The 26,008-nt window shown below is 63.3% G+C and carries 28 protein-coding genes and 1 tRNA gene; 13 read left to right on the forward strand and 16 right to left on the reverse strand.

The window, feature by feature from the left end:
• Positions 1-218 precede the first annotated feature (218 nt).
• Together CHB87_RS17475 and CHB87_RS22370 are read left to right on the forward strand one after the other, a co-directional pair.
• The gene (locus CHB87_RS17475) at positions 219-461 is read left to right on the forward strand and encodes a hypothetical protein (protein ID WP_089409726.1); all 243 of its coding nucleotides are present in this window, start codon (positions 219-221) and stop codon (positions 459-461) included.
• Between the two features lie 158 nt (positions 462-619).
• The gene (locus CHB87_RS22370; protein ID WP_176441839.1) at positions 620-796 is read left to right on the forward strand and encodes a hypothetical protein; all 177 of its coding nucleotides are present in this window, start codon (positions 620-622) and stop codon (positions 794-796) included.
• Positions 797-918: 122 nt separating this feature from the next.
• Here the strand turns inward: CHB87_RS22370 and CHB87_RS17480 are convergent, their stop codons facing one another.
• The 3 genes from CHB87_RS17480 to CHB87_RS17490 form a co-directional block, all read right to left on the reverse strand.
• On the reverse strand, positions 919-1,608 hold the full coding sequence (locus CHB87_RS17480) for a phosphoribosylanthranilate isomerase (RefSeq protein WP_089409727.1): 690 nt from the start codon (positions 1,606-1,608) through the stop codon (positions 919-921).
• A gap of 5 nt (positions 1,609-1,613) precedes the next feature.
• Entirely contained in the window at positions 1,614-2,441 is an 828-nt protein-coding gene (trpC, locus tag CHB87_RS17485) for an indole-3-glycerol phosphate synthase TrpC (protein ID WP_342743583.1), read from the reverse strand.
• Positions 2,442-2,563: 122 nt separating this feature from the next.
• A tRNA-Leu gene (locus tag CHB87_RS17490) sits at positions 2,564-2,650 on the reverse strand.
• Between the two features lie 138 nt (positions 2,651-2,788).
• On the opposite strand from CHB87_RS17490, the gene CHB87_RS17495 reads away from it, so the two are divergent.
• Positions 2,789-3,043 carry a hypothetical protein gene (locus tag CHB87_RS17495; protein ID WP_089409729.1) on the forward strand — a complete coding sequence of 85 codons (255 nt, stop codon included), beginning with the start codon at positions 2,789-2,791 and terminating at the stop codon, positions 3,041-3,043.
• Positions 3,044-3,166: 123 nt separating this feature from the next.
• On the opposite strand, the gene CHB87_RS17500 is transcribed toward CHB87_RS17495, so the two are convergent.
• The gene (locus CHB87_RS17500) at positions 3,167-3,721 is read right to left on the reverse strand and encodes a response regulator (RefSeq protein ID WP_089409730.1); all 555 of its coding nucleotides are present in this window, start codon (positions 3,719-3,721) and stop codon (positions 3,167-3,169) included.
• A gap of 305 nt (positions 3,722-4,026) precedes the next feature.
• Between CHB87_RS17500 and infC the strand changes: the two genes are divergently transcribed.
• Both infC and CHB87_RS17510 read left to right on the forward strand, forming a co-directional pair.
• A complete protein-coding gene (infC, locus tag CHB87_RS17505; RefSeq protein ID WP_281252364.1) occupies positions 4,027-4,638 on the forward strand; it encodes a translation initiation factor IF-3 in 612 nt (203 codons plus the stop codon).
• 410 nt (positions 4,639-5,048) lie between these two features.
• On the forward strand, positions 5,049-5,540 hold the full coding sequence (locus CHB87_RS17510; protein WP_142988414.1) for a hypothetical protein: 492 nt from the start codon (positions 5,049-5,051) through the stop codon (positions 5,538-5,540).
• Between the two features lie 73 nt (positions 5,541-5,613).
• On the opposite strand, the gene dnaG is transcribed toward CHB87_RS17510, so the two are convergent.
• Complete coding sequence (gene dnaG, locus CHB87_RS17515) at positions 5,614-7,407, reverse strand: DNA primase (protein ID WP_089409732.1); 1,794 nt, start codon at positions 7,405-7,407, stop codon at positions 5,614-5,616.
• Between the two features lie 263 nt (positions 7,408-7,670).
• Between dnaG and CHB87_RS17520 the strand changes: the two genes are divergently transcribed.
• Entirely contained in the window at positions 7,671-8,714 is a 1,044-nt protein-coding gene (locus CHB87_RS17520; protein ID WP_245818062.1) for a YXWGXW repeat-containing protein, read from the forward strand.
• Between the two features lie 99 nt (positions 8,715-8,813).
• On the opposite strand, the gene CHB87_RS17525 is transcribed toward CHB87_RS17520, so the two are convergent.
• The gene (locus tag CHB87_RS17525; protein WP_089409733.1) at positions 8,814-9,782 is read right to left on the reverse strand and encodes an oxidoreductase; all 969 of its coding nucleotides are present in this window, start codon (positions 9,780-9,782) and stop codon (positions 8,814-8,816) included.
• Positions 9,783-10,038: 256 nt separating this feature from the next.
• Between CHB87_RS17525 and CHB87_RS22375 the strand changes: the two genes are divergently transcribed.
• The 4 genes from CHB87_RS22375 (at position 10,039) to CHB87_RS17530 (ending at position 11,643) form a co-directional block, all read left to right on the forward strand.
• Positions 10,039-10,200 carry a hypothetical protein gene (locus CHB87_RS22375; protein ID WP_176441840.1) on the forward strand — a complete coding sequence of 54 codons (162 nt, stop codon included), beginning with the start codon at positions 10,039-10,041 and terminating at the stop codon, positions 10,198-10,200.
• 74 nt (positions 10,201-10,274) lie between these two features.
• Positions 10,275-10,433, forward strand: a complete 159-nt coding sequence (locus CHB87_RS22380; RefSeq protein ID WP_176441841.1) for a hypothetical protein — start codon at positions 10,275-10,277, stop codon at positions 10,431-10,433.
• A 74-nt stretch (positions 10,434-10,507) separates the two neighbouring features.
• A complete protein-coding gene (locus CHB87_RS22385; RefSeq protein ID WP_176441841.1) occupies positions 10,508-10,666 on the forward strand; it encodes a hypothetical protein in 159 nt (52 codons plus the stop codon).
• Positions 10,667-10,755: 89 nt separating this feature from the next.
• Positions 10,756-11,643 (forward strand): hypothetical protein, encoded by an 888-nt coding sequence (locus tag CHB87_RS17530; protein WP_089409734.1) that lies wholly within the window; start codon positions 10,756-10,758, stop codon positions 11,641-11,643.
• Positions 11,644-11,709: 66 nt separating this feature from the next.
• Here CHB87_RS17530 and CHB87_RS17535 read toward each other — a convergent pair whose 3' ends face one another.
• The 5 genes from CHB87_RS17535 to CHB87_RS17555 form a co-directional block, all read right to left on the reverse strand.
• Positions 11,710-13,119, reverse strand: a complete 1,410-nt coding sequence (locus CHB87_RS17535) for a serine hydrolase domain-containing protein (protein ID WP_089409735.1) — start codon at positions 13,117-13,119, stop codon at positions 11,710-11,712.
• A 197-nt stretch (positions 13,120-13,316) separates the two neighbouring features.
• Entirely contained in the window at positions 13,317-14,102 is a 786-nt protein-coding gene (locus CHB87_RS17540; RefSeq protein ID WP_089409736.1) for a secretin N-terminal domain-containing protein, read from the reverse strand.
• A 125-nt stretch (positions 14,103-14,227) separates the two neighbouring features.
• Positions 14,228-14,923, reverse strand: coding sequence for a hypothetical protein (locus CHB87_RS17545; RefSeq protein WP_089409737.1), 696 nt, complete (start codon positions 14,921-14,923; stop codon positions 14,228-14,230).
• Complete coding sequence (locus CHB87_RS17550; protein WP_089409738.1) at positions 14,920-15,477, reverse strand: RNA polymerase sigma factor; 558 nt, start codon at positions 15,475-15,477, stop codon at positions 14,920-14,922. The genes CHB87_RS17545 and CHB87_RS17550 overlap by 4 nt, the downstream gene beginning before the upstream one ends.
• 90 nt (positions 15,478-15,567) lie before the next feature.
• Positions 15,568-16,311, reverse strand: a complete 744-nt coding sequence (locus CHB87_RS17555) for a TetR/AcrR family transcriptional regulator (RefSeq protein WP_245818063.1) — start codon at positions 16,309-16,311, stop codon at positions 15,568-15,570.
• A 35-nt stretch (positions 16,312-16,346) separates the two neighbouring features.
• Here CHB87_RS17555 and CHB87_RS17560 point away from each other — a divergent pair, with 35 nt between their 5' ends.
• Positions 16,347-17,507 (forward strand): FAD-dependent oxidoreductase, encoded by a 1,161-nt coding sequence (locus CHB87_RS17560; protein ID WP_089409740.1) that lies wholly within the window; start codon positions 16,347-16,349, stop codon positions 17,505-17,507.
• Positions 17,508-17,537: 30 nt separating this feature from the next.
• On the opposite strand, the gene CHB87_RS17565 is transcribed toward CHB87_RS17560, so the two are convergent.
• On the reverse strand, positions 17,538-18,668 hold the full coding sequence (locus CHB87_RS17565; protein ID WP_089409741.1) for a M20 family metallopeptidase: 1,131 nt from the start codon (positions 18,666-18,668) through the stop codon (positions 17,538-17,540).
• 144 nt (positions 18,669-18,812) lie between these two features.
• Here CHB87_RS17565 and lpxC point away from each other — a divergent pair, with 144 nt between their 5' ends.
• Both lpxC and folK read left to right on the forward strand, forming a co-directional pair.
• Positions 18,813-19,736 carry a UDP-3-O-acyl-N-acetylglucosamine deacetylase gene (lpxC, locus tag CHB87_RS17570; protein ID WP_089409742.1) on the forward strand — a complete coding sequence of 308 codons (924 nt, stop codon included), beginning with the start codon at positions 18,813-18,815 and terminating at the stop codon, positions 19,734-19,736.
• On the forward strand, positions 19,729-20,205 hold the full coding sequence (gene folK, locus CHB87_RS17575) for a 2-amino-4-hydroxy-6-hydroxymethyldihydropteridine diphosphokinase (RefSeq protein ID WP_089409743.1): 477 nt from the start codon (positions 19,729-19,731) through the stop codon (positions 20,203-20,205). Before lpxC ends, folK begins: the two co-directional genes overlap by 8 nt.
• 128 nt (positions 20,206-20,333) lie before the next feature.
• On the opposite strand, the gene CHB87_RS17580 is transcribed toward folK, so the two are convergent.
• From CHB87_RS17580 to CHB87_RS17595, 4 genes are all read right to left on the reverse strand, one after another.
• The gene (locus CHB87_RS17580) at positions 20,334-20,837 is read right to left on the reverse strand and encodes a DUF4240 domain-containing protein (RefSeq protein ID WP_089409744.1); all 504 of its coding nucleotides are present in this window, start codon (positions 20,835-20,837) and stop codon (positions 20,334-20,336) included.
• Positions 20,838-21,050: 213 nt separating this feature from the next.
• Positions 21,051-22,163 carry a SurA N-terminal domain-containing protein gene (locus tag CHB87_RS17585; protein ID WP_245818064.1) on the reverse strand — a complete coding sequence of 371 codons (1,113 nt, stop codon included), beginning with the start codon at positions 22,161-22,163 and terminating at the stop codon, positions 21,051-21,053.
• Between the two features lie 40 nt (positions 22,164-22,203).
• Positions 22,204-23,181, reverse strand: a complete 978-nt coding sequence (locus tag CHB87_RS17590; protein WP_245818065.1) for a DsbA family protein — start codon at positions 23,179-23,181, stop codon at positions 22,204-22,206.
• A gap of 85 nt (positions 23,182-23,266) precedes the next feature.
• The gene (locus CHB87_RS17595; RefSeq protein WP_245818066.1) at positions 23,267-25,885 is read right to left on the reverse strand and encodes an LPS-assembly protein LptD; all 2,619 of its coding nucleotides are present in this window, start codon (positions 25,883-25,885) and stop codon (positions 23,267-23,269) included.
• Between the last annotated feature and the right edge of the window lie 123 nt (positions 25,886-26,008).

Raw genomic sequence — 26,008 nt, forward strand, 5'->3', positions numbered from 1 at the left:
GGCCGCCCAATACTGGGCACGCCAGAAGCGGTTGGTAAACGACGGGCTGAAAGAGTTGTTCATCTCGGTCTCTACCTTACAACGGGTCCGGGGGTGGTGGCAACTGCGGAGGCAAAAACAGAAGCAGATCCTCCGAGAGGATGACAGACAAGCAAGACAATAAAAAGAAAACGGCGCCCGCCATGTAGCATTGCGACAGACGCCGTACCGGAGAGCCCTTGCCCTACATCTACATCGATAAAGTCCTGAACGAACTGCGCGACGAGCTGCTCTCGGCCATGCATGCCGCCGTCGACCGCGAACTGCGCCAGGGCCGGGTGGACGTGGCGAAGCTCTACCGGGCGTTCACCCGCGCGGCGGCCAACCAGTGCTCGAACCCCGCGCTGGTCTCGGATAAGTGCATTGAAAACAATACGGTGCGGCCCAAGAAGGGTCGCGGCGGCGTACGCTCCGAGGAGTAACGCCTACCGCGGCGACGCGGGTCCGCGCAGACCCGATCGTGGTAGAAGACGCTAAGCAACCCAGGTGACATTACCGTCATCCGAATGAGCCGCATTTCGCTGAATCCGCGACCCACCCTCCCGCGTCAGATGTAATAGAAACGGAAGGGTAGGACACCATGAAGAATTCGGCCAAAGTAACGGTTGCTCTCTTTGCTCTCGCACTTGCACTCAGCCCGGCGCTTGCTTCGGCCCAGGGCCAGAACCAGAACAACGGCGGCGGCCACTCGCACGGCGTAACGGTCCACGACCGCAGCCCGCGTCCGCATGTGCACGAGATCTCGATGCATCACTAAGACGCCGGGCGCGGCGCCTGCACTGGCTCGAACGATCAGCCGGCAGCGAGTTTCAAAATCCACCGACAACTCAGGATTCACAGCTTCCACAACCGAAGCCTTTGAACCCCTGCGCCCAGACGTCACAACCTCACGGCCCTGGCGGCCTCGATGAAGCGCTTCAGGCGCTCCGGGGCCTTCCGGCCGGGAACCTCTTCCACACCGCTGGCCACGTCCACTCCCCATGGGTGGAGCGCACGGATCGCGTCGGCGACGTTCTCCGGATTCAGACCGCCCGCGAGGATGATGTCATGAGCCTTAAGTCGGCTGTCGCTGTCGATCACAGCACGCGCCTTCGCCCAGTTGAATGCGATACCCGTACCGCCCAGTTCGTCTTTGACCTTTGAATCCAACAGGATGCGGGTATCAACGCGCGTGTGGTGCGCGAGTTGCAGCAAAAGTTCAGCGGCCTGCCGATCGGACTCCTCGTCGCCATTCACTACCCACGAAGCCGTTCGTATGACTTCGACGTAATTCTCACCCGGACGCGCACCCAGCCGAGAGATGTACTCTGCGTCGTGATGCCCCCCGTGCAGCTGAACACCGGTGAGATCTGCTTTCCCCACAATCTGGATGATCTCGTCGTCGCTCGTCGTCGTGAATACACCAATGCGTTCGACATTCCGCGGCAGATGCGGCGTAATCGCCGCCACCTGCTCCACCGTCACCTGTCGCTTGCTGGGCGCGAAGACGAACCCCACCGCATCCGCGCCAAGCTCAGCCGCCATCAGGGCGTCGTCGAGGTTCGTGTTCGCGCAGATCTTGATCCACATCGGAGTTAGATCTCCGACGCGTAGTCGCGACCGGTCAGCAGGGCGAGCGTCGCCGCCGGGTCTGGCTGGCGCATCAGCGCCTCGCCGATCAGGAAGGCGTCGTAACCCGCCGCAATCAGCTTCTCCACGTCCTCTGGCGTGCGGATGCCGCTCTCGGCCACGCGAATCACGTTCGCCGGCAGATACTGCAGCAGGTCCAGATGGCTCTCCAGCGTCACCGCCATGGTCTTCAGATTGCGGCTGTTCACGCCGACGATCTCGAAGCCCAGATCCTTCGCGCGTTCGATCTCCTCGCGATCGTGTACCTCGCACAGCACGTCGAGCTGCAGCGAACGCGCCTCGGCGGCCAGCATCTTCAGCGTCTCGTCCTTGTGCGCGGCGACGATCAGCAGGACCGCATCCGCGCCGGCCGCGCGCGCCTCGAGAATCTGAAACGGGTCCAGAATGAAATCCTTGCGCAGCACCGGGATCGAAACCGCCTTCGAGACGGCCTCCAGATGGTCGAGCGAGCCCTTGAAGAACTCCTCGTCGGTCAGCACCGAGATGGCCGCCGCACCCGCCGCCGCGTAGCCCTTGGCGATCTCCACCGGCTGATAGTGATCGCGAATGATGCCACGCGAAGGCGAAGCCTTCTTCAGCTCCGCGATGACCGCCGGGCCGGCGACCGCGGCCTTGCGCAGTCCGGCGGCAAATCCGCGAGGCTTGTGCTCGGCGGCGTGACGCTCCAGCCGGGCAAAATTGGCGGTCTCCTTCTTCGCGTGAACCTGAAGAAGCGTGTGGGCCATAATCTGATCTAGGGTTGTAGACATTTCTAACCTGTTTTTGAGGGGCATACCACTAAGTAGCGCCGCGAGGCGGTATGGTTGCTTGGGAGCCGGCTGCTCTGATCCGGTCCATAGAATGTCCAGATACAGCAAAACCCCTCGCTGATTTGAGGGGTTTTGCTAAAAATCTTTGGTGCCGAAGAAGGGACTCGAACCCCCACACCCTTGCGAGTACGTGGACCTGAACCACGCGCGTCTGCCAATTCCGCCACTACGGCACGAGTCGAACGTTCAAAAGAACGTTCTCTCTTGCTTTCCAAGTATCGCAAAAGCGCCGGGGGCTGTCAATTCTCCGCGCCGCTGGCTTACACTTGGCAAAGCTCCGCGAATCTCTCCCATTTAAGGAATTTCTCCACATGACCCAGACTCCACCGTCTTCCGCCAACTCCAACGAAGTCATTCCGGAAGACCTGGCGATCGAGATTCGCAAGCTGGCGCACGACCTGTCGAACGCTCTCGAAATCATCGTGCAGACCAGTTTCCTGCTCTCGACCGCGGAGCTGAAAGAGCCCGCCTCCGCATGGCTGGGCATGCTCGACAGCGGCGTCACCAAAGCGCTCGATATCAACCTGGCGCTGCGCGCTTACATCAAGGCGCACACGCCGAAATAAAGGGGATAGGGCCTAACGGGGATAGGGAATCAAAGCCAGGCGGCAAGAGCATCCGTGGCGGCTTTTGCCTCACTGGCTTGTTCTCCTTGAGGAGGACCCGCTTTGGTCGTCCTTCCGGCGGGACTAAACCTTCTTCTTCGCGGCCTTCTTCGCCACTTTCTTCGCAACGGCCTTCTTCGCAGCCGTCTTTTTCGCCGGGACGACTTTCTTTGCCGGCGCAACCTTCTTCGAGACCGCCTTGCGCGCCGCCACAGCCTTTACCGGCGCTGCCGTCACGGGCGCGGAGGCAGCCGTCGCCAGCTTCTGCAGTTTGGCCGCATGGCTCACCATCAGCTTTTCGATATCGGCCAGCAAAGCGCGGGTCTGCATCGGCTTCAGCAGCATCTTGTCGGCGCCCATCTCGGCCCAGTCTTCGTCGCCGACCGGGAAGGCCGTCAGCAGCGCGACCGCCGGATGATACGGCGCGGTGCGCGCGGCCAGAATCACGTCGCGGCCCGCCACATCGGACTCCATCCGCATATCCGTAATGACCATCTGGTACTCGCGGGTCTTGATCTTCGAACGGCCTTCGCGGGCCGAGGCGGCGGTATCCACGTCGAATCCACTGATCTCCAGCACCGCTTTCAAGGTCAACAGGACGGCGACTTCATCGTCTACGAGCAGGATCTTGCGCTTCATCTTTTCTACCTCTTAGGAATGGCTTCGCCGCATCCCATCATGCAGCAAAGCCCCAGCCGCTGCAACCCGCACGGGCATGAATCGGCGCGGACAACCTTTTCGATTCGCCGAACATCTATGTATGGTGACTCGGCTACACTTTGTGCGATGGTATACTTCGACGTGCAGCGCACAGATTCCTGTCGGGCGCGCGTTCTCTGGCGTCGTGTACGCCCTCAACTCCTAACCCACGCATGGCTTGCCCGTGAGGCACGCTGTGGAGGCCAACTATTCCACCGATCGATAAGCGTTCCATCAAGTCTTTCATCCGCACGAACGAGAAGATTCGTGCACGCGAAGTCCGCGTCATCGACGAAAACGGCGAGCAGCTCGGCGTCATGGTGCCGTTCGAGGCCCTGAAGATGGCCCGTGAGCGTTCGCTCGACCTCGTCGAGATCTCGCCCAACGCCGTCCCCCCTGTGTGCAAGATCCAGGACTACGGCAAGTATCTCTACGAAAAAGACAAGTCCGACCGCGCCGCGCGCAAGAAGCAGAAGGTCATTGTCATCAAGGAGGTCAAGTTCTCCGTGACGGTGGACGAGCACGACTATGTCACCAAGAAGAACATGGCCGTCCGGTTCCTGGGCGACGGCGACAAGGTGAAGGCGTCGCTGCGCTTCAAGGGCCGCCAGATGGCGCACCGCGATCTGGGCTACAAGATCATCAACCGCCTCATCCTCGACATCGGCGACGCCGGTACGGTCGAATTCATGCCGCGCATGGAAGGCACGACGCTGCACGCCATCCTCGCCCCGACCAAGAAGGCCGAGGTGCAGAACCCGCCCGCGGTGAAGAAGCCCGCAGCCGTGGCTCCCGCCGCTCCTGCCGCAGCCAAGCCTGCGGAAACGGCTCCCGCGCCTGTCACCGCTCAGGCATAACTGCCTCGTTGCCAACAAGAATGCCCGCCTTAGCCGGCGGGCATTCTTGCGTTTGCGACCGAAATCAAGCTACCGGCGAACGCAGACGCGGTGATGGTGACGAACCTTCCAGACCTTACAGGGGCGGGCAAAGGCGCTGGTGGTCATGAGCAGAAGTACAGCCGAGATCGTGATTTTCTTCATTGATTTCTCCTGGGGTTCCTGGGGGTGTGATGCTTCGGGAGCATGAAGAATCTCCTGTGGAGAATACGTTTCGCAGTTGGAAAAGACGCGGGCTGATGGATGGCTTTCGTTTTTACTCTCCTGCGTGCTTGAGGACGCGAGAGGCGATCGCGCTGAAAATAAAGAGAATTATGCAACCTGCTCCACTTCTCGCACGTCTCCTCTGTGTCGCTCCGTGAGGTTTCACCATGCGTTCCGCCCTTAGCCTTGTTCTCGTCTCCAGTCTCGCCTTCGCGGCGCCCGCTCTCCATGCACAAGCTGCGCCGGCGAACCCCCAAAGCTGCCCGGTGCAACCCGTGAAGTTCGACCCCAGCGGCCTTTCCGTCCGCATCGAGAACACCAGCGGCAAGATGATCGTCGGCATGACCTGGTTTGCCGCTATCGCCGACGGGACCGAGCACTGGAACTGGATCTTCTGGAACATTCCCGGGCCGCTGCGCCTGCGCGAGTTCAACTGGAACAAGGAGATCAAGCCCGGCTCGAAGAAGACCCTGAGCTGGCCCTATGAAGATCTGAACTTCCAGCACGCAAGCGGGGGAGCCTTCATCCTCGGCAGCGTGCTCTTCGCCGATGGCTCCCGCTGGGAACAGAACCCACAGGCGCACACCTGCCAGGCGGTCTGGCTTAACGGCAACAAGAGGATGCTGACCCGGCCGGAAGAGCTCCCGCCAAGCCAGTAAGTATCGGGTCTTCAGCGGGGTTCGGTCCCGACCCCGTGACACACGTTCGTCATCCCTTGCAACACCAACCGGATCAATGCAGCCGTAGCGCCCGGTCGACCTGCATCTTCTCGTTCATTAGCGTCATCGCCAGCTCCGCATCCCCACGCCGTTCCGCGTCGGCGATGGCGGCGCGCAGGTCGCGCTGCTGTCGCTTCAGTCGCTCATACGCCAGCGCCTGCAGCGCATTCTCCGTCTGCTCCTCCATGCTCTGCTGAGGAGAGCCCTCGACCGCCTCGGGGATCGTCTGCAGCACCTGCGCGAGCATCGCGCGCGTGGCGTTGTCCGGCGCGGCGTCCAGCGGATTGCCTGGGACGACGTTGTGGGCCAGCACGTCGAAGAGCGGCGCGGCCGGCAGCCCCTCGTACCACTCCGGGTTGTCGGCGAGCTTCTCGGCGGCGAGGACGCGGGCGGGGTCGGTCTCCGGCAGCACCAGCGCGCGCAGCAGCACGCGTTCGGTCTCGCTGATCGGCTCCACGCGATGCGCGCGGACGCTTTCGACCCGCTGCGCCGCGGCCTGCTTCAGTTCCTGCCGCAGGATGTCCGACGGGATCGCCAGCTTCTGCGCCGCGTCCTCGGCGAACTCGTTGCGCTGCAACGCGTTGGGCATGCGCCGGATGTGCGGCAACAGGAAGTTCATCGCCTTCACCTTGGCCTCGGCCGTGCGCGCGGGATAGAGCTGGCGCGCGCGATCGATCAGGTAGTCGGCGTAGCGCTTGGCTCCGCGCAGCGCCGCCATGTAGGCCTGCACGCCATGCTTGCGCAGGTACTCGTCCGGGTCCAGCCCGCCCTCGAGCGCGACGACCTTCACGTTGAAGTCCTCCTCGGTCAGCAGGGCGATCGACTTTTCGGCTGCGCCTTCGCCGGCGGTGTCCGGGTCGAAGTTCACGATCGCCTGCTTGGTGAAACGGCTCAGTAGCCGCACCTGCGTCTCGGTGAATGCGGTGCCGGAGACCGCGACGACGTTCTTCACCCCGGCCATGTAGACCGAGATGCAGTCCATCTGACCCTCGACCAGCAGCGCGAAGTCGAGCGTGCGCATGTCGGCCTTGGCCTTGTCCAGGTTGAAGAGCACGTTGCCCTTGGTGTAGAGCGCCGTCTCGGGCGAGTTCATGTACTTGGCGATGTCGCGGCCCTTGTCGTCCTGCGACTCCAGCGCGCGCGCCGTGAAGGCGATCGTCTTGCCCTGCTCGTTCGCGATGGGAAAGGTGATGCGCTTGCGAAAGCGCGCGTACATCTGGCCCTGGCCGCCGTCGGCCTGCTCCTTGGCGCTGAAGAGGCCGCTGGCGCGCAGGACATCCTCGGGAAAGTGCTGGCGAAGCCGGTCGCGCATATCGTTAAAGTCGTCCGGCGCATAACCGATACGGAACTTCGCGATGGTCTCGGCGGTCATGCCGCGGCCCGTCAGGTACTCGCGTGCGCGCGCCGCGCCGGGGCTCTTCAACTGCGCCTCGAAGTACTGCGTCGCCGCCTCGTGGATGTCGATCAGCGACCGCCGCAGCCCGGCCTCGCGCGCCTCCTCGGGGGAGTTGAACTCGCGCTTGGGCAGCGCGATGCCGCACTTGGTCGCGACCGCACGGACGGCTTCGGGAAAGCTGAGCGTCTCCAGCTTCATCACGAAGGTGAAGACATCGCCCTTCTCATGACAGCCGAAGCAGTAGAAGTAGCCGTGCGTGGCGTTGACCGAGAACGACCCGGATTTTTCTTTGTGGAACGGGCACAGGCCGGTATAGTTCTGAGCGCCGGTCTTGCGCAGCTTCACGTAGTCGCCGACAATGCGAACGATGTCGGCCTGGGCCTTCACGAGTTGGGCAAAGTCGTCGGCCATTGCGGGAAGCTCCGTTCAGTTTGCGCCGAAACGGCGATGTTGCTCAGATAAGGTCGCCCGCCATTGCGGGAAGCTCCGTTCAGTTTGCGCCAAAACGGCTATGTTGCTCAGGCAACGTCGTCGCCATGGCGGCAAGCTCCAGTTTAGATCAGCGGGACAGGGGAACGTTTTCCGCAGAACTAACAGCCAGAAACCGGGTCTAAACTCTCTGGGGAAGATTCCCAAAGTTGAGGCCTTCGCGCCGCCGCGTATGGGAGAAAGACATGATCGCGTTGAAGATGAAGAGGTTAATGCTGAAAATGGTCGTGGGCGCCGCGCTGCTTACCGCTCCGGCCATGTCGTTTGCCGGCGTGTTCATCTCGGTGGGCTTCGCTCCGCCGGTGCTGCCGGTCTATACCCAGCCCCTTTGCCCCGGCGACGGCTACCTGTGGACGCCGGGTTACTGGGCCTACGGCCCGTACGGCTACTACTGGGTGCCGGGCGTGTGGGTGCAGCCGCCGGGCGTCGGCCTGCTCTGGACACCGGGTTACTGGGGCTTCTTCGGCGGTTCGTATCGCTGGAACGCCGGTTACTGGGGACCGCATATCGGCTTCTACGGCGGCGTGAACTACGGCTTCGGCTATATCGGTCATGGCTACGAGGGCGGCTACTGGGAAGGCGGCCACTTCAGCTATAACCGCTCGTTCAATAACATCAATGTCTCGGTGATCCACAACACCTATTCGCATCCGGTGGCTGTGGGTGGCGGCGGCTATAGCCGCGTCAGCTTCAACGGCGGCGCGGGCGGCATTGCGGCGCGTCCGCTGCCGAATGAGATGGCCGCGCAGCGCGAGCAGCATGTACAACCGACCGCCCTGCAGCAGAGCCACCAGGCCGCGGCCGGACAGGATCGCAACCAGCTCGCAAGCGTGAACGGCGGACATCCGCAGATGGCCGCGGCGCACACCGCGAACGAATACCACAACGTCGCGACGCAGCACGCACAGGCGCATCCGCTGACCGCAAACGACCGCGCCGGAGCGGCCGGCGGTGGTGCGCGTCCGAACACGGTGGCGGGCAACAACGCGACGCAGCGCGGCGGCTTCGCCGGCGGCGCGCAGCAACAGGCGCGTCCGCAGGGTGGCCAGCCCCAGCAGCAGGCTCGACCGGTCGCCCAGCCGCAGCAGGCGGCTCGTCCGCAGCCGCAACAGGCAGCGCGACCTGCTGCCGCACAGTCTCAGCCGCAGGCCAGACCGCAGCCGCAGGCGCGCCCGCAGGCTGCGCCACACGCGCAAGCCGCGCCGCAGCGCTCCAACGGACATCGCTAGAACGAGATGATCGTGAAGATCGACCGGGCTGGGTGGAATCTCCACCCAGCCCGGTTTTTCGTGCTCGTTGGAGCCGTCCCGCACGTCTCCTGACAGGGGCTAAACCGGAAACTGCACCCCCGTCAGCTCCTCGCAGACCTGCCACAGCCGCTTCGCCGCTGCCATGTCCCGCGCCGCGGCCGATATCTTCGCCGACCCCACATCGCCGCCGCGCATCTCGCGAAAGCCCTGCGGGCCGTAGTACCCGCCGCACTCCGCCTCCGGAGCCGTCGCCGCATACAGCGTCGGGAGCGCCCCTTCGGCGTCGGAGTTCAGCAGCGCACCGATGGCGTGGCCGAAGAGCCTGCGGATCGCCCGCTCCGGCGCGGAGAAGTCGCCGACCTGAAACAGATTCGTGTTCGCCACGCCCGGATGCGCCGCCAGACTACAGATGCCCAGGCCGGCGGCCCGCAGCCGGCGCTCCAGTTCAAAGGCGAACATCAGGTCGGCCAGCTTCGTCTGCGCGTAAGAACCCATCGGCGCGTAGCGCCGCAGCGATTGCAGATCGTCGAAGTCAATCTTTCCGCGAAGGTGCGCGATGGACGCAATCGTCACCACGCGCGGCGCGACCCCGCCCACAGCCAGCCGCAGCGCAGGCAAAAGCAACAACGTCAACGCAAAGTGCCCCAGAACGTTCGTACCGAACTGCAGCTCGAAGCCATCCTGCGTCTCCAGCCGCTTCGGAGGGGCCATCACCCCGGCGTTATTGACCAGGAGATCGAGCGGCCGGCCATCGGCGACGATCCTCGCCGCCACCTCCCGAACCGATGCGAGCGACGCCAGATCCAGCAAAACCAGCTCCGCCTCAGATGCAGCCGAACCGGGGCCCGTTGCCTCGCGCCGCAAACGCGCCAGCGCCGCCTCGCCGCGCGCGCGGTCTCGGCTGGCGAAGAGGAGCGTCGCGCCGTGTCGCGCCAGCTCCAGCGCCGCGTGGTAGCCGATGCCGCTGTTCGCGCCCGTGATGAGCACGCGACGGCCGGTCTGTGAGGGGATGTCCTTCGGGCGCCAGGTAGAAGTCGTTGCGTTCATAGGACTTTTGGATGCGAACGGCTTGGAAACGTCTGCAATTTCTCCATCCGGTTCTCGCTTGGATGACTGAAGGAGATCACCGTTCCGAGGCTCCAGCATCTCTTCCGTAATTGATTACCTTAGTAACAATGTTTATTGAATACTTGTGTATATCGTTCAAAACATTAGACTTCGCTAAGTATAGCCTCCATAGTTACAACATCTGGTAACCGAGTCCAGAGAAATCTTAGAGCAATACCACTAAAGGAGTACCGAAATGAACACGATCATCCGCCTCTCCGTCGCTGCCCTCGTCCTCACCGGTGTCGTCGCGACCACCCAGGCCAACGCTTCCTCGAAGACCACCATTCAGCCCAAGATCAGCGCCATGCCCGTCCCCTCCTGCGCGCCCGACGGACAGAACTCCTGCGGTCTCTAGTTTCGACGGCTTTCAGCTTGCTGTGCTGTCCCACCTCCCCCTTCAACTCAGAGCAGCTTTCAAGGAGTAACACCATGAAGACCACCATCCGCCTCGCCGTCGCCGCCCTCGTACTCACCGGTTTTGCCGCGACCACCCAGGCCAGCACCTCCAAGACCACCGTTCAGCCCAAGGTCAGCGCCATGCCCGTTCCCTCCTGCGCGCCCGACGGACAGAACTCCTGCGGTCTCTAGTTTCGACGGCTCTCAGCTTGCTGTGCTGTCCCACCTCCCCCTTCAACTCAGAGCAGCTTTCAAGGAGTAACACCATGAAGACCACCATCCGCCTCGCCGTCGCCGCCCTCGTACTCACCGGTTTTGCCGCGACCACCCAGGCCAGCACCTCCAAGACCACCGTTCAGCCCAAGGTCAGCGCCATGCCCGTTCCCTCCTGCGCGCCCGACGGACAGAACTCCTGCGGTCTCTAGTCCAGTCCCGATGTACCTGAACTAACACTTAAGTTGCTGTTGAAATCTCCCTCCGGTGCGGTATTCTAGTGATCCGGAGGGCACGACGAATGAAAACAAGTGGCATCATCGATCTTCTGAGCTACGCAGAGCTTGCCGCTTGCTTTTGCATCATTGTCGTCATGTTCGTCCGCAAGCAGATGGCCGCTTACGGCCCACTGGCCGCCTTTCTGACGGTTCGGGCCGGGTCGAGCGTCATATTGCTTTGCGTTCAACATCTTTCGGGACACGGCCTGGATCGCGGCCACGCCTATCAGGTTTACTTCTACGTCTATTGGGCCTCCCATACGATGGAGGCGCTGCTCGGTATCGCGGTCATCTACAACCTCTATAAGCTGGCCATGGCGCCGCTTAAGGGGCTGCAAAGTCTCGGTATGCTGATGTTCCGCTGGGCCGCCGCAATCGCGGTTCTGGTCGCGGTGGGAATGGCCTTTGGCCCGCACGTGACAGCCACTAAATTTATCGTGACGGCCGTCAGCCAGTTGCAGCAGACGCAGAGCATCCTGACGCTCTGCCTGCTTCTCTTCGTCACCTTTGCGATCCGGCCGATGGGGCTTTCGTATAAGAGCCGCCTCTTTGGCGTCAGCTTCGGCCTGGGCATCATGTCCGTCATGAGCCTGATCGGTTCTGCCTGGATTCCGCACGACCAGCAGACCATGTTCACCGCCTTCGGCATCGCCAACGGCGTGGCCATCGTTGCGACGCTGCTCACCTGGATGGTTTACTTCACCCTGCCTGAGCCGAAGCGCCGCATCATCGTCCTGCCCACGACGTCGCCCTTCCTACGCTGGAACCAGATCTCCGAGGCGCTCGGCGATGAGCCGGGATACGTCGCGGTCGGCGGCGTTCACCCCGAGATCTTCGCCCCTGCGGAGCTTGAGGTCATGCGCCGCGCCTCGATGAAGATGATCCTCGAACCGATCTCGATCAACGAATAAATTCGTTTGGAAGCAAGAAAAAGGCCATCCATTCCCGGGTGGCCTTTTTTTCATTCCGGAAGGAATCTACTTGCCTTCGACCAGGAACTGCTCCAGCTTGCCGTCAGCCAGGGTATAGGTCGAGATGCTCACACTCCGGCCACCGGTGAAGACCGCCTCATACTCCCGCGCGACCATGCCCCCGCGGAGATTCTCCCGCTGCTTCTTCACCGACGTCACCGCGCCCAGCGGATGCAGACTGCTTGCGAACTCCGCAAGCGTCGTGGCGGAGAAGTAGAAGTTCGCATCCGGGGTGAACAGCGAGCGATCGATGCTGCCCGCCTGCAGCCCTTTCAGAATGGCCAGCGTCTGCGCCTCGACGGCGTCGTCGGCCGGCGCGGCAGCCGCCGGTTTGGCATCCGCAGGCACAACCAGCGGAGCGATCGCCTTCGCGATCAGCGACGCCGCATTGCTCGCCTCTTGATTGGTCAGCACGACGATGGCGATGCCGTCGTCCGGCCATACGATGTTCTCGGAGACGAATCCGCCGACCTCGCCCGAGTGCTCGAGAAGGCGGCGTCCGCCACGCTGGTAGACGCCGATCCCCAGCCCGTAAGTCGTTTCCTTGCCGCTCTTCAACTTCACGGCGGACTCGAAGGCGTCATAGCTGGCCGGCTTCAGCAGGCTGCGCTTCATGATGCTGATATCCCAGCGCAGCAGGTCGGCGGGTGTGAGCGCCAGATTGGCGTCGCCGTAGTACCAGCCCGGCGCCTCGAGCTTCGCCGGACTGAGCGGCGCAAGCGCATGCCGCTCGTACCCCTGCGGCTCGACCAGATTGCGTTGCGTATCCAGGTTGAGCGCGCCCGTCAGCGCCAGCGGCTTCAGGATGTTGCGATCGAGAAACTCGTAGAACGGCGTACCCGAGGCCTTTTCGACGATCAGCGCGGCCAGCACGAAGTTCGTGTTGCTGTACTGCCACTCCGTGCCGGGGTCGAAGTCGAGCGGCTTCGTCGCCCACTCCTCGACCACCTTGCGTGGGTCGACCGGCTTCGTCCACGCGGGAATGGTGTAGTCCTGCGGCGCATAGTCCTCGTAGCCGCTGGTGTGCGAAAGCAACTCCCGCACCGTCACCTCGTTCGACCGCGTCAGCTCGGGAAACCAACGGCTCACCGAATCGTCCAGCGTCAGCTTGCCCTGCTCCGCAAGCAGCAGCACGCAGGCGGCGGTGAACTGCTTGGTCACCGAGCCGATCGGATAGCGCATCGCCGCCGTCGCCGCCATCTTCGGCGACAGCCGCGCATCGCCGAAGGCCTGGGTGAAGACGATCTTTCCATCGCGCGCGATGCCGACCGAGGCGCTCGGCACGCCGGTCTTCGCGACCACCTGCTGGATAGCCGCGTCGATCCGGGCGCGAAGATCGGGCGCAAGATCCTGCGCAAGCGCTGCATGACAGCCGATGCCCAGAACGGCTGCTGCAAGTAGACCATGAGATTTCATACAGACATGATAACGGCAAGGAAGACGCTCATTCGCTCGCCACAAAGCCTGTCATCCTGAACGAAGTGAAGGACCTGCGTCTCGAACTGGCGGTCAAGCCGGTCCTAAACGCAGATCCTTCACTTCGTTCAGGATGACAGACATCTGTGTTGATGACAGGCATCCGTGGTGAGGATGACAGGAGCCTGTGGGAAGACTTACTTCACCGGCTCCAGCACGACCTCCACGTCCAGATGCCGCGTGCTGCCCGCGACGTCCACCGACCCCAGAATCTGCGGTTTACCGACGGTCAGGATCGACGTGCCTTCGATCACCGTCTGCCGGATGACCGGGTCCTGCGGGCCGACGCTCGACCGGTCCTCCGCCACGCTCGACTGCTCGATCTTCGACTTCAGCCGCACGCCGTTCGCCAGTTCATCCACCGAGGCGTCGATGTTGATGCCAACATCGAGGTACGTCGCCTGCTGCTGCGCCGAAGCGCCCGCTGTATAAGTTCCGGTGATGATCGGAATCTTGCTGCCCTGCTTGGTCGTCGTCCGCCCGCCCGAGGCCACCAGCTCCGAGAAATGCTGCACCCCGATGCGCTTGCCGCTGTCCGACTCCGTGATGGTGTAGGTTAGGTGATAGATGCTCTTCGGCCGGTCGAGATCCTTCAGCAGCTTCTGGGCAAGCGCCAGCTGGTCCGGCGTGGTGGTGATGACGATCGCGTTCTGCGACGGCACAAGGAACATCTTCGACGACGGCTGCAGGATGTTGCGCAGCGCGTTCACGACCTCGTTGCTGTCCGGCAGAACGCCGATGTTGCGCAGGTAGAAGGTCTGGGTCGAATCCACGCTGGGCTTGGCGTACCCCCACTCCACGGACTTCGACTTGTCGCCTGCGGCCTTTGCCTTCTCATCCGCGGGCTCTACCTGCGCCCACGCGTGCAGCCCGCCCAACATGACGGCCAGCGCCGTTCCAGCTACCCATGTCTTTCCCTTCATTGTGCTTCTCCTTTGGTGTTGCGGTTGTGAAATGCGTGAGGGCTTCGGTCTGTGGACAGCCGCAAAAAATGCTCGTCATCCTAAGCGCAGCGAAGGACCCTGTATTGGCCCTGACTACTCCCTATCTACCGCTCGACGACCAACGGCGGCGGCGGCGGAAAAAACGCCCGGAAGTCGGCGGCGCCCTTCGCCAGCGCGCGATCCCGCAGCTCGGGATTCAGCGCTGCGAGCTCTTCCGGGTCGCCGGTGTGGGCGATCTTCAGCAGCAGCCGCTCCTGCTCGGTCAGCGGCATCGGCGGCGCAGGGTGGCTGGCGGCGAGCGTGTCGCTCAGCGCCTTCGACTCTGCGGCATCCTCCGGCGTCGCAGGCCGTCTTGCATCGGAGAAGACTCCAGAGAGCCTCTTAGATCGGATGGCCTTCTGCCGGCCATCTCCCAAACTGCTCGTCGTCCTGAGTGCAGCGAAGGCCCCCTGTCTTGGTTCGTGCCGTTGCCTGTTCTTGCTTGCATCCGGAGCATCCTCCGCTGTACGCGCGGCAGAAAACCCTTGTGCGGAATCCAACCCCATCCTCACTGGCCTTCGAACCGCCAACAGCGCGGCGCCTCCCGCGATGAGAGCCGCAACCGCCAGCCCGTACGCCATCGACCGGCCCCTTCCCAGCGACGCCAGCCAAACTGGCTGCCAAACTGGACGCGGGCCAGCCGCCTCCATCTCCGCAACCCGGCGCAGAACGCGCTGCTCCAGCCCTGCCGGAGCCTGCACCTCGCGCAGCCCGCCCAGCACCTTCTCGATCGCCTGCTCATGCTTCTCCGAAGCGTTCATCGCCTGCCTCCCTTCGCTTCCAGCCGCTCGCGCAGCCTCGTTCTGGCGCGGAAGAGCAGCGCCCGCACCGCCGACTCGCTCTTGCCCAGCACCCCGGCCATCTCCGCCGTGCCCAGCTCCTCGATCGCCGCCAGCAACAGCACATGCCGCTCCGCCTTCGGCAGCTTTTCCAGCTCGGCCAGCACCGCAGCCAGCCGTTGCGACTCGTCCAGCGCCTGATCCGCCGCGACGCTCGCAGAGGCCAACCGCTCAGCAAACGCCCCATCGATCTGCTCCGGTCGCACGCGCCGCCGCCGGTCCAGCGCCAGGTTCCACGCGATACGCACCAGCCAGACCCGCATCTCGCGCACCTGCGGCAACGAGTTGCGATGCCCCAGCACGCGGACGAAGACATCCTGCACCACGTCCTCGGCCTCCGCCCGGCTGCGCAACACCGAGTGCGCCACCCGGAAGAGAAGCGCGGAGTAGGTCTCGACCAGCGCCGCGAGATCGACCTCCACCCGCGCACTCTCCATCGATCCCAACGCCAAGCTGTGTCCCTCGAACGAAGCCATGTCGCCCCTTCTATGGAGACAGACGGCTGGGTAAGAGTTCCGCTCGACTATTTGTTGAGGAAGCTATCCTGGTGAATTCAGAGTATTGAATCAGGCCTGCGACCGGAGCCTCATTGATTCAATACCCATAAGGATCAGATCGATTCCGGCGAGAAAGTCCGCCCGGTCATCGTGATCTCGTATCCTTCCCGCCACGCTTCTTGCGAACGGATACTCTTCAGGATCAAGCTGTGACCACGTAGTAGACAACGCCTCGAGAAAGTCGGTTCGATCAAGATTTTGCCGTCTGGCGAGTTGTCCGTTCGCGGCATTTTGACTGCTGACGCCGAGAATGAAGGCCATCAAAGCGCCTGCGGCCGTCCACTGGTGAGTCTCTGGCACATGGAGCTGGCAAATCTGCTGGCCGATGCTCTCGACAATGCGCACGATGGGCGACGCTCCCGGAGCACTTGTGAGCGCGGAGCCAATCCACGGATGCGTGGAGATCGCGTCGAATAAGCCAGCCGCAATCGCACGAATCGTCTCCTCGGGTGTTGTCTCGACGATCTCGTGAATCGTTCGCGCCACCACTGAGTCGCAGGCTGCCGTGAGCAAATCGCTCTTGTCGGCAATGTGCCAGTAAATCGCGCCGGGACCGGTTGAGAGCCGCTCGGAGAGTGCACGGAAGGTCAGACCGTCTTCGCCCCCGCTATCCAGCAGCGCGACGGATGCCTCGATAATGCTGTCGCGTGAGAGAGATTCTTCCCGTCGCTGAAGACTCCGCTGCTTTTTCACCATGATCTTTATATTGACACAGGTGGAACGGCGTTCCACACTAATGGAACGGGATTCCATTCCCAAGAATCGTGTGCAACGGCCGGGAGGTTTGTATGAGTGCTCTTGAAGCAAGGAAGATCGCTATCGTTGGTGGGGGACCAGGCGGGCTTACGCTGGCGCGACTGCTGCAGCAAGGCGGCGCGCAGGTGACCGTGTTCGAACGCGACCAGAGCCGCAGCGCGCGCGTCCAGGGCAGCGCGTTGGACCTCCACGAAGACTCCGGACTCGCAGCGCTGGACGCCGCTGGTCTGATGGACGCATTCTGGGCCAACCATCGACCGGACCTCAACAGCCTTCGCCTGACCGACTCCGATGGGACGATCCTTCATGAGCACCTCCACCAGGTGTCGGGGCCCGGGAAACGTCCAGAGATCGAACGCGGTCCGTTGCGCGATCTTCTGCTTGACTCGCTTCAGCCTGGCACGGTGCAGTGGGACTGCAAGCTGGAGTCTTCCGAGGTTCACGGCGAGCGCGTCTTCCTGCGATTTGCGAACGGGCAGACCTCGGTGGCTGATATTGCCATCGGCAGCGACGGCGCGAACTCTCGCATGCGCGAGTTGGTGACTCCTCTTCGACCGCAGCATGTTGGAATTTCGCTCGCAGAGGGCCTCGTTCCTGCGGCTGCGCGGACGATACCGGCGTTGTGGGATCTTCTCGGCGGTTCGGCGTTGATTGCCTTGGGAGGCGAACGAACGATCGGCATGGGGACGAAGCCAGACGGGAGCGTGCTGTTCTACGCGGGATTGAAAACCGACGACCCTGCGGCCAGGCAGAGCCTGGAAGAGGCGATCCGTCCGGAACAGCGAGTGGGTTGGTTTCGATCCAATTTCAAGGGCTGGAGTGAACGGTGGGAACCGCTCTTCCGGGAGGCTGTCTCCATCGTCTGGCGTCCGCTGCTCGTTTGCCCGACGGCTCAGCATTGGATGCCGAAGCCAAACGTCACCCTGATCGGGGATGCGGCGCACGTGATGCCGCCCTATGCGGGGGAAGGCGTGAATATGGCGATGCTCGATGCGCTCGTGCTGTCAAAGTTTCTCTTCCACGAAGACACGCCTGCGGAGGCAATCGCCGCGTATGAGGCGGAGATGTTCTCCCGCATGCGATCCATGACGGAGGACACCATGGTGAACACGGAGATGTTCTACGCCCCCGATGCCTGCGAGCGCGTTGTCGCCCTCTTCCGCGGCTTCGGTGGACGAGAGAAGTCAGCGTAGCAGAGGTAGCCGCGCTTCGAGCACTCCAGCCTACGACGCAATCATCCCCGCCAGCAGCGCCAGCCTCGGCACGATGTGCTCGACGACAATATGCTCATGCGGAGCATGGGCGCCCTCACCCACCGCGCCCATGCCGTCGAGCGTCGGTACGCCCAGGCCGGCGGTGAAGTTGCCGTCCGAGCCTCCGCCGGTCGCCGCCTCATCCAGCACGAACCCCAGCCCGGCGGCCAGCTTGCGCGCCTGTTTGTACAGCCGCACCGTTCCCGGCTTGCGCTCCATCGGCGGACGGTTGATCCCGCCCGTGACCTCCAGCCTGCAGGCCGGGTCCGTCACCTTCAGGCTGCGGAAGAGCTTTTCGACATACGCGGCATCCCGAGCCCTGGCGATCCGCACATCCACCTCGACGACAGCCTCCGCCGCCACGACGTTCAACCGCGTGCCGCCGGTGAAGACGCCGCAGTTCACCGTCAGACCGCGCGACAGGTCCGTAAACGCCGACACCTTTTCGACCAGCCGAGCCGCCTCCAGGATCGCCGAGTGGCCGCGCGTGAAGTCTACCCCCGCATGCGAAGCCACGCCGGCGACCTTCAAGGTGTAAGCCCCGACGCCCTTGCGGGCGGTCTTGTAGGCAAGCCCCTGCGCCGGTTCCAGAACAAACACGTGAGACGACTCCAGCGCCAGCCGCTCCGTCACCGGCCGCGAAACCGGGCTGCCGACCTCTTCCTCGCTGACCAGCAGCAGCGTGACCGGCGGCAGGAGTTTTTTCTCTTTTAGAATTTTTATCGCCGCGAGCGCCTGCACGACGCCGAACTTCATATCCAGCACGCCCGGCCCCCACAGCCGGCCGTCGGCCTCGCGCCAGGGCATCTTGGCGAGCGTGCCCCGCGACCAGACCGTATCCAAATGTCCCAGAATGAGCAGCGGCTTCTTCAACGCGCGCGAAGGGCCGAAGCGCAGCTCCAGCAGGTCGCCGAACTCCTTTTGTTTGTGACGCTTGACGCGCCCACCCAACTCCCGCGCCCAACCCTCGACCAGCGCTCCGGCGGCGTTCACCCCGGCGGGATCTTCGCTGGGCGATTCGACCTCGACCAATGCCTGCAGCCGCTCGCGCAGCCAGCCCTCATGTGCCTCCGCGGAGGCGAGCAACGATTTAATCTCCATGGGGCGAATCTTATCAGTCGCAATCCCCGTCTACTCCGATGTCCGGAACTGCTGCTGTTTTCTGTGTCTGCACTGTGTCTTTTTTGCCACACCCAATTCGCCCGCAAACGACGTTACGCTGTTAAAAGCAGGAGAACGATCAGGGTGCAAGTCAGCGCTCACTTCGAGCAGACAATCCGGTCAGAGATCGCCTTTGCGGGCGTCGGTCTGCACAGCGGGGCGCAGGTCTCCATGCGGCTGGTGCCAGCCGCCGCCGGATCCGGCATCGTCTTCCGCCGCACCGACCTCGACAACTTCGAGATTCCCGCCACTGGCCGTAACGTCGCGAAGGTCAGCTACGCCACCTCGCTGATGCGCCAGTCGGTCCTGATCTCCACCACGGAACATCTGCTCTCCGCCCTTATCGGCTTCGGCGTCGATAACGTGATTGTGGAGATCGACAATCTGGAAGTTCCCATTCTCGACGGGTCCGCGCTTCCTTATGTATTGGCCTTCCAGAAGGTTGGACTGCGCCAGCAACGTCGCCGCCGCGAGTATCTGAAGATCCTCAAAGAGGTCGAGGTTCGTGATGGATCGAAGTTCATCGGCGTCTACCCCGGCGCCGGCTACAGCATCGACTACATGATCGACTTTCCCGCGCCGATCGGCTACGAGACCTTCCGGGGCGACCTGGCAAGCGGCGACTACGTTCGCCAGATCGCGCCGGCGCGCACCTTCGGCTTCAAGGAAGACGAGGCCATGCTGCGCGATATGGGCCTCATCCGCGGAGCGTCGGACGCCTGCGCCATCATCCTGACGCGTTCCGGAGTTCAGAACGGCCCGCTCCGCTTCCCGGACGAGTTTGTCCGCCACAAAGTCCTCGACCTGATCGGCGACCTCGCGCTCGCCGGACGCCGCATCCAGGGACGTGTCGTCGCCGAGCGCGCCGGACACGCCATGCACACAGCGCTGGTCCAGCGGCTGATGCGCGACCGCTCCGCCTGGGAGCTGGCTCATGGATACGATGTCGTCCGCGACGAAGAGGTCGCAAGCCCCCGGCTCGGCGCGCTGCAACCCATGCATGCGTAGCGGAATCGCACTCGGCTCCAACCTGCCCTCAGCCTTCGGCGACCGCGCCGCCAACCTGCGCGAAGCCCTGCGGCGGCTTGGAGCGCTGGGTGAGGTCGTCGCCGTCTCCAGCTTTTACGACACCGACCCGGTCGGATACCTCGACCAGCCCCAGTTCCTGAACGCCGCCGCTCTTTTAGATTCCGATCTACAGCCGCTCGCTCTGCTGCGCGCCCTGCTGGAGATCGAACGCGAGATGGGCCGCCGGCGCGAGCTCGTCCCGGCCAAAGGCCCTAGAATCATCGACCTGGACCTGCTCTTCGCGGACGATGTTGTGATGGAGACGTCCGAGTTGACGCTGCCGCATCCCGCCATGGCCGAACGAGCCTTCGTCCTGGCTCCGCTGGCGGAGATCGCGCCGGAGTGGGTGCATCCGGGGACGAGACACACCGTTGCAGCGATGGTTACAGCGCTAACGATCCAAGGCTAACCCCTGTGCCTTCCGGTCTCTATTCCTGCGGATGAAGCCCCACGCTTTCACCAGAACCGGCGCAAATCCACCACCAAGCTGTCATCCTGAGCGTAGCGAAGGATCTGCTTTTCGGGACTGGCTATTCTCTAACCGAACTGCGTCGCAAGCCTCGGAAACCGCTCAGCCACCGTCTCCTCATCGAACGGTTCGCCTACAGGTTCGCCATCCGGATTAATTCCTGCGATCGGGTGGTCATCCAATCCACGCTCCTTCAGCAAGGTGACCGCGACGTATCCCAACCCTTCGTTGTCGACAGATGGGTCGTCGATATGCGGTCCCAGCGCGTCGGGATCGGTCATCGCGATATCGAAGACGACCTTGCCTTTACCGACGATCCAGGCGCGGAAATAGTGGAAGCTGTCGTCGCTCATACCGCCTGCGATGACATAGCCCGCGCCCCACAGCCGCCAGCTATTCATTTCGCCGACCTTCCGGTAGAACGTTCGTCCAAAGTCGTAAACCTCGTCGTTGCCGAGGGGCTTCAATACTTTACGCATTCGGTCGGGATCGGCGGATGCCTTGCTGTTTGGACGGAATAAGCCGCCTGCGCGAGCTTTCTCGATGAGCGCCCAGAATCGTTCGTCTGTCATAGGCGCCAGTGTATCGGTTGACCGCCAAAGACAAAAGCGAAAAGCAGATCCTCTTCGAGGATGACAAACAGAGTCAAGAACAACACCGACAGCCCGGGCGCCCCATCCTTCGCGCGTTTGCGAAGGGTGGGACGTAAAGTGCCGAAGCGGCGTACGTCCCACCCTTTCGATGAAACCGAAAGGATGGGGTACCCGAGCGTCAGTGGTAAGTCTTTAGTGGGCGTCGTTCTTGAAGATCTGCTCGGCGAAGAAGTTCTCCACCTTGGACTGGTCGCGCAGCATCTCGAAGTAGGCGCCCTTCAGCAGTTGGGCGCGGGCGTCGTGCAGGCCCTGGCGGATGCGCTGCTGGATCTGCGGCTCCTTCACGTCGTGCTGGCCGGCCGGGTCGCGGGAGATGAGCTGGAAGATCGCGTACCCGCCGATCTTCTTCGGGTCCTGCGGATCGGGGAAGGGCAGGATCGGAGTGACGCCGCCCGGCTTCAGCCCGCTGATCGCCTGAAAGACCACAGGATTCGAGCGCAGTTGCGACTCCGACACCGAACCCATGTCGCCGCCCGAGGCCGAGGTCTGCGGGTTCTCCGAAAAGTTCATCGCGAGCGAGCCGAAGTCCTCGCCCGAGTCCACGCGGTTGCGCAGCGCGGCGATCTTCTTGCGCGCCTCTTCGTCGTTGCTGGCTTTGCTACCCTGCAGATTGTTCGCGCGCTGTGCGCCGTCCGAGGTCACCAGAATCTGCGCCAGGTGGTACTGCGTCTCGATGTTGTTGAACTCGGCCTTGTGCAGGCTGTAGTAGTTGTTGATGTCCGCGTCCGAAACCGTGATCTTGGAGTTGATCTCCTTGTTCAGCAGCTTGTTGATCGTCAGCGTGTGGCGCAGGTCGTGCTTCACCTCGTCCAGCGTGTGCGAGCTGGCCTTCAGGCGCTGGTCGAACTGCTCCTCGGTGTAAGGCGCCTTCATCTCGGCGAGCTTCGCGTCCACCTCGGCGTCGGTCGCGGTCAGATTCATCTTCGCGGCGCGCTGCTGCAGCACCTCTTCGTCGATCAGCTCGCGCAGCACGCCGAGCCGCAGGCTGTCGGCCTGCTCGCTCGAAGGTTGTCCCTGCTGCTGTTGCGCGGCCTCGCCCAACTGCGCCGTGTACATCTTTTCCATCTCGGCGCGCATGATCGCGTGGCCGTTGACCGTCGCGACGACGTCGGCGTTGGGCTTGGCCTTACAGCCTGCGAGAGCCAGCGCCAGAATCAGGGCCGCCGGCGCGAGGACATGCATACGTGCTCCCGCCGAGGTGGTGCGGTGTGCGTTCACGGGTTCCATCAGATTCGGCACGTTCATGCTCTCCTGCATCCTGAAAAAATAAGTGGTTCGTTCCTGGCTACTTGCTGGATGTTGCGGGGGTCGCGGCGGGTGCGGGGGCCGTCAGCACGGTCGGTGTCGCGGGCGGCGGCGGAGTCTGCCCGGCAGCCACCAGCGCGCCGTCGATCATGCGAAAGACGTCGTCCAGCGGATACGCGCCTTCGAGCTTTTCGCCATTGATGAAGAGCACCGGCGTCGCCTCGACGCCCAGGCTTTCGCCCAGCTTCAACGAGGCGTCGATGGCGGTGTGGTCCTGCTTTTCGATGCAGGCGTTCAGCTTGGCCTCGTCGAGCTTGTTGCGCTTGGCCTCTTCGCGGGCCAGCCGGTCAAGCTCGGCGTTGGCCTTCGCGATGGTCTTCTCCTCGCCGCCCATCTCACCCGCGTGCGCGTGGATGTAGTCGACCAGGCTCCAGTACGCGGGCGAACTCTGCGCCGCGACGCAGCTCGTATCCACCGCCGCGCGCATCGCCCACGGGTGCTGCGAGATGGGGAAGTCGCGGTAGACGAAGTGGACGTTGTCGCCGTAGCGCTTGGTGATGGCCGGGAAGAGCTGCGCGTTCATCTTCGCGCAGTACGGGCACTCCAGGTCGTCGAAGCCGACGATCAGCACCGGCGCGCTCGCCGGGCCGCCGCGCCAGGGGCGTCCGCCGTCCGAGACCAGCTCCTTCGGATTCTTCGAGAGGTCGTACTTGTTCAACTGCGCCAACTGGTTGCCGTCGGTCGAGAGCAGAAACTTCGCCGCCGGGCTGCTCTTGCCGTCGGCCGTGAAGACGACCGCGATCTGGTCGAAGCCCGCGACCTCGCTGGGCGAGCGGCCGCTGATCTCCAGCGAATAGTTGGGCGGCACGCCGAGCTTCTGGCGGATGAGGATCTCGACCCGCCGGTTCAGCTCGGCCGGCAGCTTGGCGCCGGCAGCCGGAACCTGCGCATGGCAGCCGGTTACGGCGCCAAACGAAAGGCCAAGGCAGAGAGCCGCCGAAGCTAAGCTCAGACTCAAACGCAGGGGCTTCAGCGAATTGTGGACAATCGGCACAATCCCGATTATCTCACGCAGATGTGTTCGGACCACGGTCGACTCCCGCTTAGAACAGGCGTTCGGCGCGCTTCAGATTGCCCGCCGTGCCCACGTTGACCAGCGTGAAGTTGAACCGGTAGACGCCCTCGTTGCGCACCGAGCCGAGTTCGTACTTGCGATACTCCACGCTGATGCCGCAGCAGTTCCAGTTGTAGCTGCTCTGCAGCGCCGCGTACTGCAGCAGGGACTGATAGCTGGTGGTCGTGGTGGCGGGCGTGGTCGCAGTGGCCGCGACCGTGGTGGTCACGTTCGAACCCGCGTCCAGATCGATGCCGGCGTTTGCCGCCACGCTCAGCCCCGGCTTGGTGGGCACGCCATAGCCCATCAGCACGCGTAGCTGGCTGAAGTTCGAGGTCGAGGAACTCGTCCCCTGGGTGTAGAAACGGCCCGGAGCGTCCAGCCGCGCGTAGCTGAGCGCGCCAAAGCTCTTGCCCTGGTGCAGGTCGATGAAGACGTTGTTCGAGGTGAACTTCTTCGCCCCGGAGTCGTAGTCGAAGTCCCACTCCAGGTCCATCTTGGCGTTGGTGCGGATGCGCAGCCGCGACAGGATCGGCGAGGTCTCGCGCGGCTCCGTCAGAAAGGCCACGCCCGAGAACTGCAGGGTCGAGTCGAAGATGTTGCGCCGGCCACGGATCACCGCGCCGCCGAAGCTCTGGTCGAAGAAGTACTTCTGCGAGAGCCGCCAACTGATCCACTCCTCGTTCGGACAGGTCTTCTTCCCGCCCGCGTCGTCGGTCTCGACCTCCGCGTCCTCGGTGTTCAATCCCGGCTCCTGACTGACCTCGGCCGTGTTGCAGCTATGTTTGCGCGGACGCAGGTAGATGCGCTGCGTCACGCCGTACTCGGCCTCGTTCGTATCGGCCACCACGTCGGCCTCGTCGAAGCGCAGCACATTCAGGAAGTTGCCCACGCCGGTCGTATACCGGTAGGTCAGCTCCGGTTGGATGGTGTGCTTCAGCTCCGGGCCGAAGAGCTTCGCCGCTCCGCCCTTCAGCGCGAAGGTGCGTTCAAGCACCGGCGGCCGGGCGTCCACCTTCACCTCCACATCCGACCGGCTCAGACCGGCCTCGCTCTCGACCGGAACGGTCCCGGTATACGGCGTCACGCGGCTGCGCGTATAGAGCGTCTCCCGCCCGGCGATCGACGGCCGGAAGCGCCAGCCGCCCGGTAGTCCGAACGGAAACGCCAGCTCCGGATGCAGGTCGAAGCGTTCGATGACGCCGCTGGTGGTGAAGTTCGGCTGCGTCCGCTTCAACCCCGCGGCCGAGGCGTCGAAGCTCCACTGCAGGTTCGTGCCGGCGAAGGCATGGTCGGTCGTCGAGACCTCCAGCGCCGGCGCATGGAAGATGCGCACCTGCTGCCCGGCGGCGGTCACCGACTGCACCTCCTTGATGCCCTGGTAGCGATCGCCTTCGAGCGCCGTCTCGATGCCGTTGCTCTCGCGCGTCGCGTACATGGTCGAGACGACGTCGCTGGTCACGGCCTGGTTGAAGTTCGGCGTGAAGGCCTCGCGGTAGATGTACGAGCTGAGATACTCGACCGTGGCCGCCAGCCGGGTCTTCTGGCTGAGGTCGCGCCGGCCCGAGAAGAGCACGTCCTCACCGCCCTGGTTGGTCGGACCCGGCGGCTGCCGGTCCAGCACGCCGTTGTAGTGCGCGGTGGCGAAGTCGTTGCCTGCGCCCTTCCAGCGGAAGACCGCCGACTGCTCCCAGCCGACCGACGAGTAGTACGCCGCGCCGACCGTCATGTCCATGCTGCGATTGATGACGAAGTAGATCTCCTCGCCGATCACCAGGCCCTTGGTCGAAGACTTGCTGATCACCGGGATCAGGATGCCGCTCTGCCGGTCTTCCGAATCGACCGGGTGCGTGACATACGGCAGATAGAGCAGCGGAATGTTCAGCAGGTGGAAGATCGAGTTCCTCGCCCGCGCCTTGTCGCCGTCGAAGGAGAGATGGGCCGCGGCCAGGAGCCAGTCCGGCTTGGGCAACTGACACGAGGTCACCGTGCCGTCGTAGACCTCGTACTCATGCTCGCCCGTCTTCACCACCAGCCGGCCGGTGAAGAGAAACGGGTTCGAGTTGGTATAGCTCAGCTTCATGTTCGGCGAGACCTTCACCCCGACCGAGCCCGTGACGTCGTAAAAGCGGCCGGTTGAGGTCTTCAGGTTCATCGTCGCGTGGCTGGCGTGGATGACCTCGTGGTTCGACCCGCCGGAGATGGTCAGGTGGCCGGTCGCCGTCACCTCGTCCGTGTTGGCGTCGTATTCGATGTGGTCGGCCTGGACGGTGTGGTCCTTGTAGAGAATCGTCACATTGCCGTCGAGCACGTAGACGCCGCCCGACTCCGACTGCGTGGCGGAGTCGATCTTGACCAGCGTGCTGTCGCCTGGAGGAGTGACGATCTGTGCGACGGGAAACTGCGTCTGGCCCGGTCTGTCCGGCAATGGAGCGGGCGGTTCGGCCGGGATCGCGATGGCGGCAGGGGGGGGTGCCTCCGGCGTCACCTGCTGGGCCGCAAGCTGCGGATGAAACCCACCCAGCAGCGTGATAGATATGAAGAGGTAAGCGCGGCGTGCGGCGATATACGGCGAAAAAGCGTTTGAAGCCCAGCGGAAACCCGGCAAAAGCCGCTCTCCCCTCTGGATCTCCAGGCTCTCTCCCCGGCTTCGTCGAACTGGTTCCCTACGGCTCACACGCACCACACTTGTCAGGCTAAACGATTTCACGAAACTGGGTCCTGTCCTTGA

This window comes from Granulicella rosea (assembly GCF_900188085.1).
Taxonomy (GTDB): Bacteria; Acidobacteriota; Terriglobia; order Terriglobales; family Acidobacteriaceae; genus Edaphobacter; species Edaphobacter rosea.

What these genes read in the sequence shown, in the direction of transcription:
- CHB87_RS22370 (WP_176441839.1), top strand. Translation starts at nt 620, where the DNA reads ATGAAGAATTCGGCCAAAGTAACGGTTGCTCTCTTTGCTCTCGCACTT.
- CHB87_RS17480 (WP_089409727.1), bottom strand. Translation starts at nt 1,608, where the DNA reads ATGTGGATCAAGATCTGCGCGAACACGAACCTCGACGACGCCCTGATG.
- trpC (WP_342743583.1), bottom strand. Translation starts at nt 2,441, where the DNA reads ATGCCCCTCAAAAACAGGTTAGAAATGTCTACAACCCTAGATCAGATT.
- CHB87_RS17495 (WP_089409729.1), top strand. Translation starts at nt 2,789, where the DNA reads ATGACCCAGACTCCACCGTCTTCCGCCAACTCCAACGAAGTCATTCCG.
- CHB87_RS17500 (WP_089409730.1), bottom strand. Translation starts at nt 3,721, where the DNA reads ATGAAGCGCAAGATCCTGCTCGTAGACGATGAAGTCGCCGTCCTGTTG.
- CHB87_RS17510 (WP_142988414.1), top strand. Translation starts at nt 5,049, where the DNA reads ATGCGTTCCGCCCTTAGCCTTGTTCTCGTCTCCAGTCTCGCCTTCGCG.
- dnaG (WP_089409732.1), bottom strand. Translation starts at nt 7,407, where the DNA reads ATGGCCGACGACTTTGCCCAACTCGTGAAGGCCCAGGCCGACATCGTT.
- CHB87_RS17520 (WP_245818062.1), top strand. Translation starts at nt 7,671, where the DNA reads ATGATCGCGTTGAAGATGAAGAGGTTAATGCTGAAAATGGTCGTGGGC.
- CHB87_RS17525 (WP_089409733.1), bottom strand. Translation starts at nt 9,782, where the DNA reads ATGAACGCAACGACTTCTACCTGGCGCCCGAAGGACATCCCCTCACAG.
- CHB87_RS22375 (WP_176441840.1), top strand. Translation starts at nt 10,039, where the DNA reads ATGAACACGATCATCCGCCTCTCCGTCGCTGCCCTCGTCCTCACCGGT.
- CHB87_RS22380 (WP_176441841.1), top strand. Translation starts at nt 10,275, where the DNA reads ATGAAGACCACCATCCGCCTCGCCGTCGCCGCCCTCGTACTCACCGGT.
- CHB87_RS22385 (WP_176441841.1), top strand. Translation starts at nt 10,508, where the DNA reads ATGAAGACCACCATCCGCCTCGCCGTCGCCGCCCTCGTACTCACCGGT.
- CHB87_RS17530 (WP_089409734.1), top strand. Translation starts at nt 10,756, where the DNA reads ATGAAAACAAGTGGCATCATCGATCTTCTGAGCTACGCAGAGCTTGCC.
- CHB87_RS17535 (WP_089409735.1), bottom strand. Translation starts at nt 13,119, where the DNA reads ATGAAATCTCATGGTCTACTTGCAGCAGCCGTTCTGGGCATCGGCTGT.
- CHB87_RS17540 (WP_089409736.1), bottom strand. Translation starts at nt 14,102, where the DNA reads ATGAAGGGAAAGACATGGGTAGCTGGAACGGCGCTGGCCGTCATGTTG.
- CHB87_RS17545 (WP_089409737.1), bottom strand. Translation starts at nt 14,923, where the DNA reads ATGAACGCTTCGGAGAAGCATGAGCAGGCGATCGAGAAGGTGCTGGGC.
- CHB87_RS17550 (WP_089409738.1), bottom strand. Translation starts at nt 15,477, where the DNA reads ATGGCTTCGTTCGAGGGACACAGCTTGGCGTTGGGATCGATGGAGAGT.
- CHB87_RS17555 (WP_245818063.1), bottom strand. Translation starts at nt 16,311, where the DNA reads ATGGAATCCCGTTCCATTAGTGTGGAACGCCGTTCCACCTGTGTCAAT.
- CHB87_RS17560 (WP_089409740.1), top strand. Translation starts at nt 16,347, where the DNA reads ATGAGTGCTCTTGAAGCAAGGAAGATCGCTATCGTTGGTGGGGGACCA.
- CHB87_RS17565 (WP_089409741.1), bottom strand. Translation starts at nt 18,668, where the DNA reads ATGGAGATTAAATCGTTGCTCGCCTCCGCGGAGGCACATGAGGGCTGG.
- folK (WP_089409743.1), top strand. Translation starts at nt 19,729, where the DNA reads ATGCGTAGCGGAATCGCACTCGGCTCCAACCTGCCCTCAGCCTTCGGC.
- CHB87_RS17580 (WP_089409744.1), bottom strand. Translation starts at nt 20,837, where the DNA reads ATGACAGACGAACGATTCTGGGCGCTCATCGAGAAAGCTCGCGCAGGC.
- CHB87_RS17585 (WP_245818064.1), bottom strand. Translation starts at nt 22,163, where the DNA reads ATGAACGTGCCGAATCTGATGGAACCCGTGAACGCACACCGCACCACC.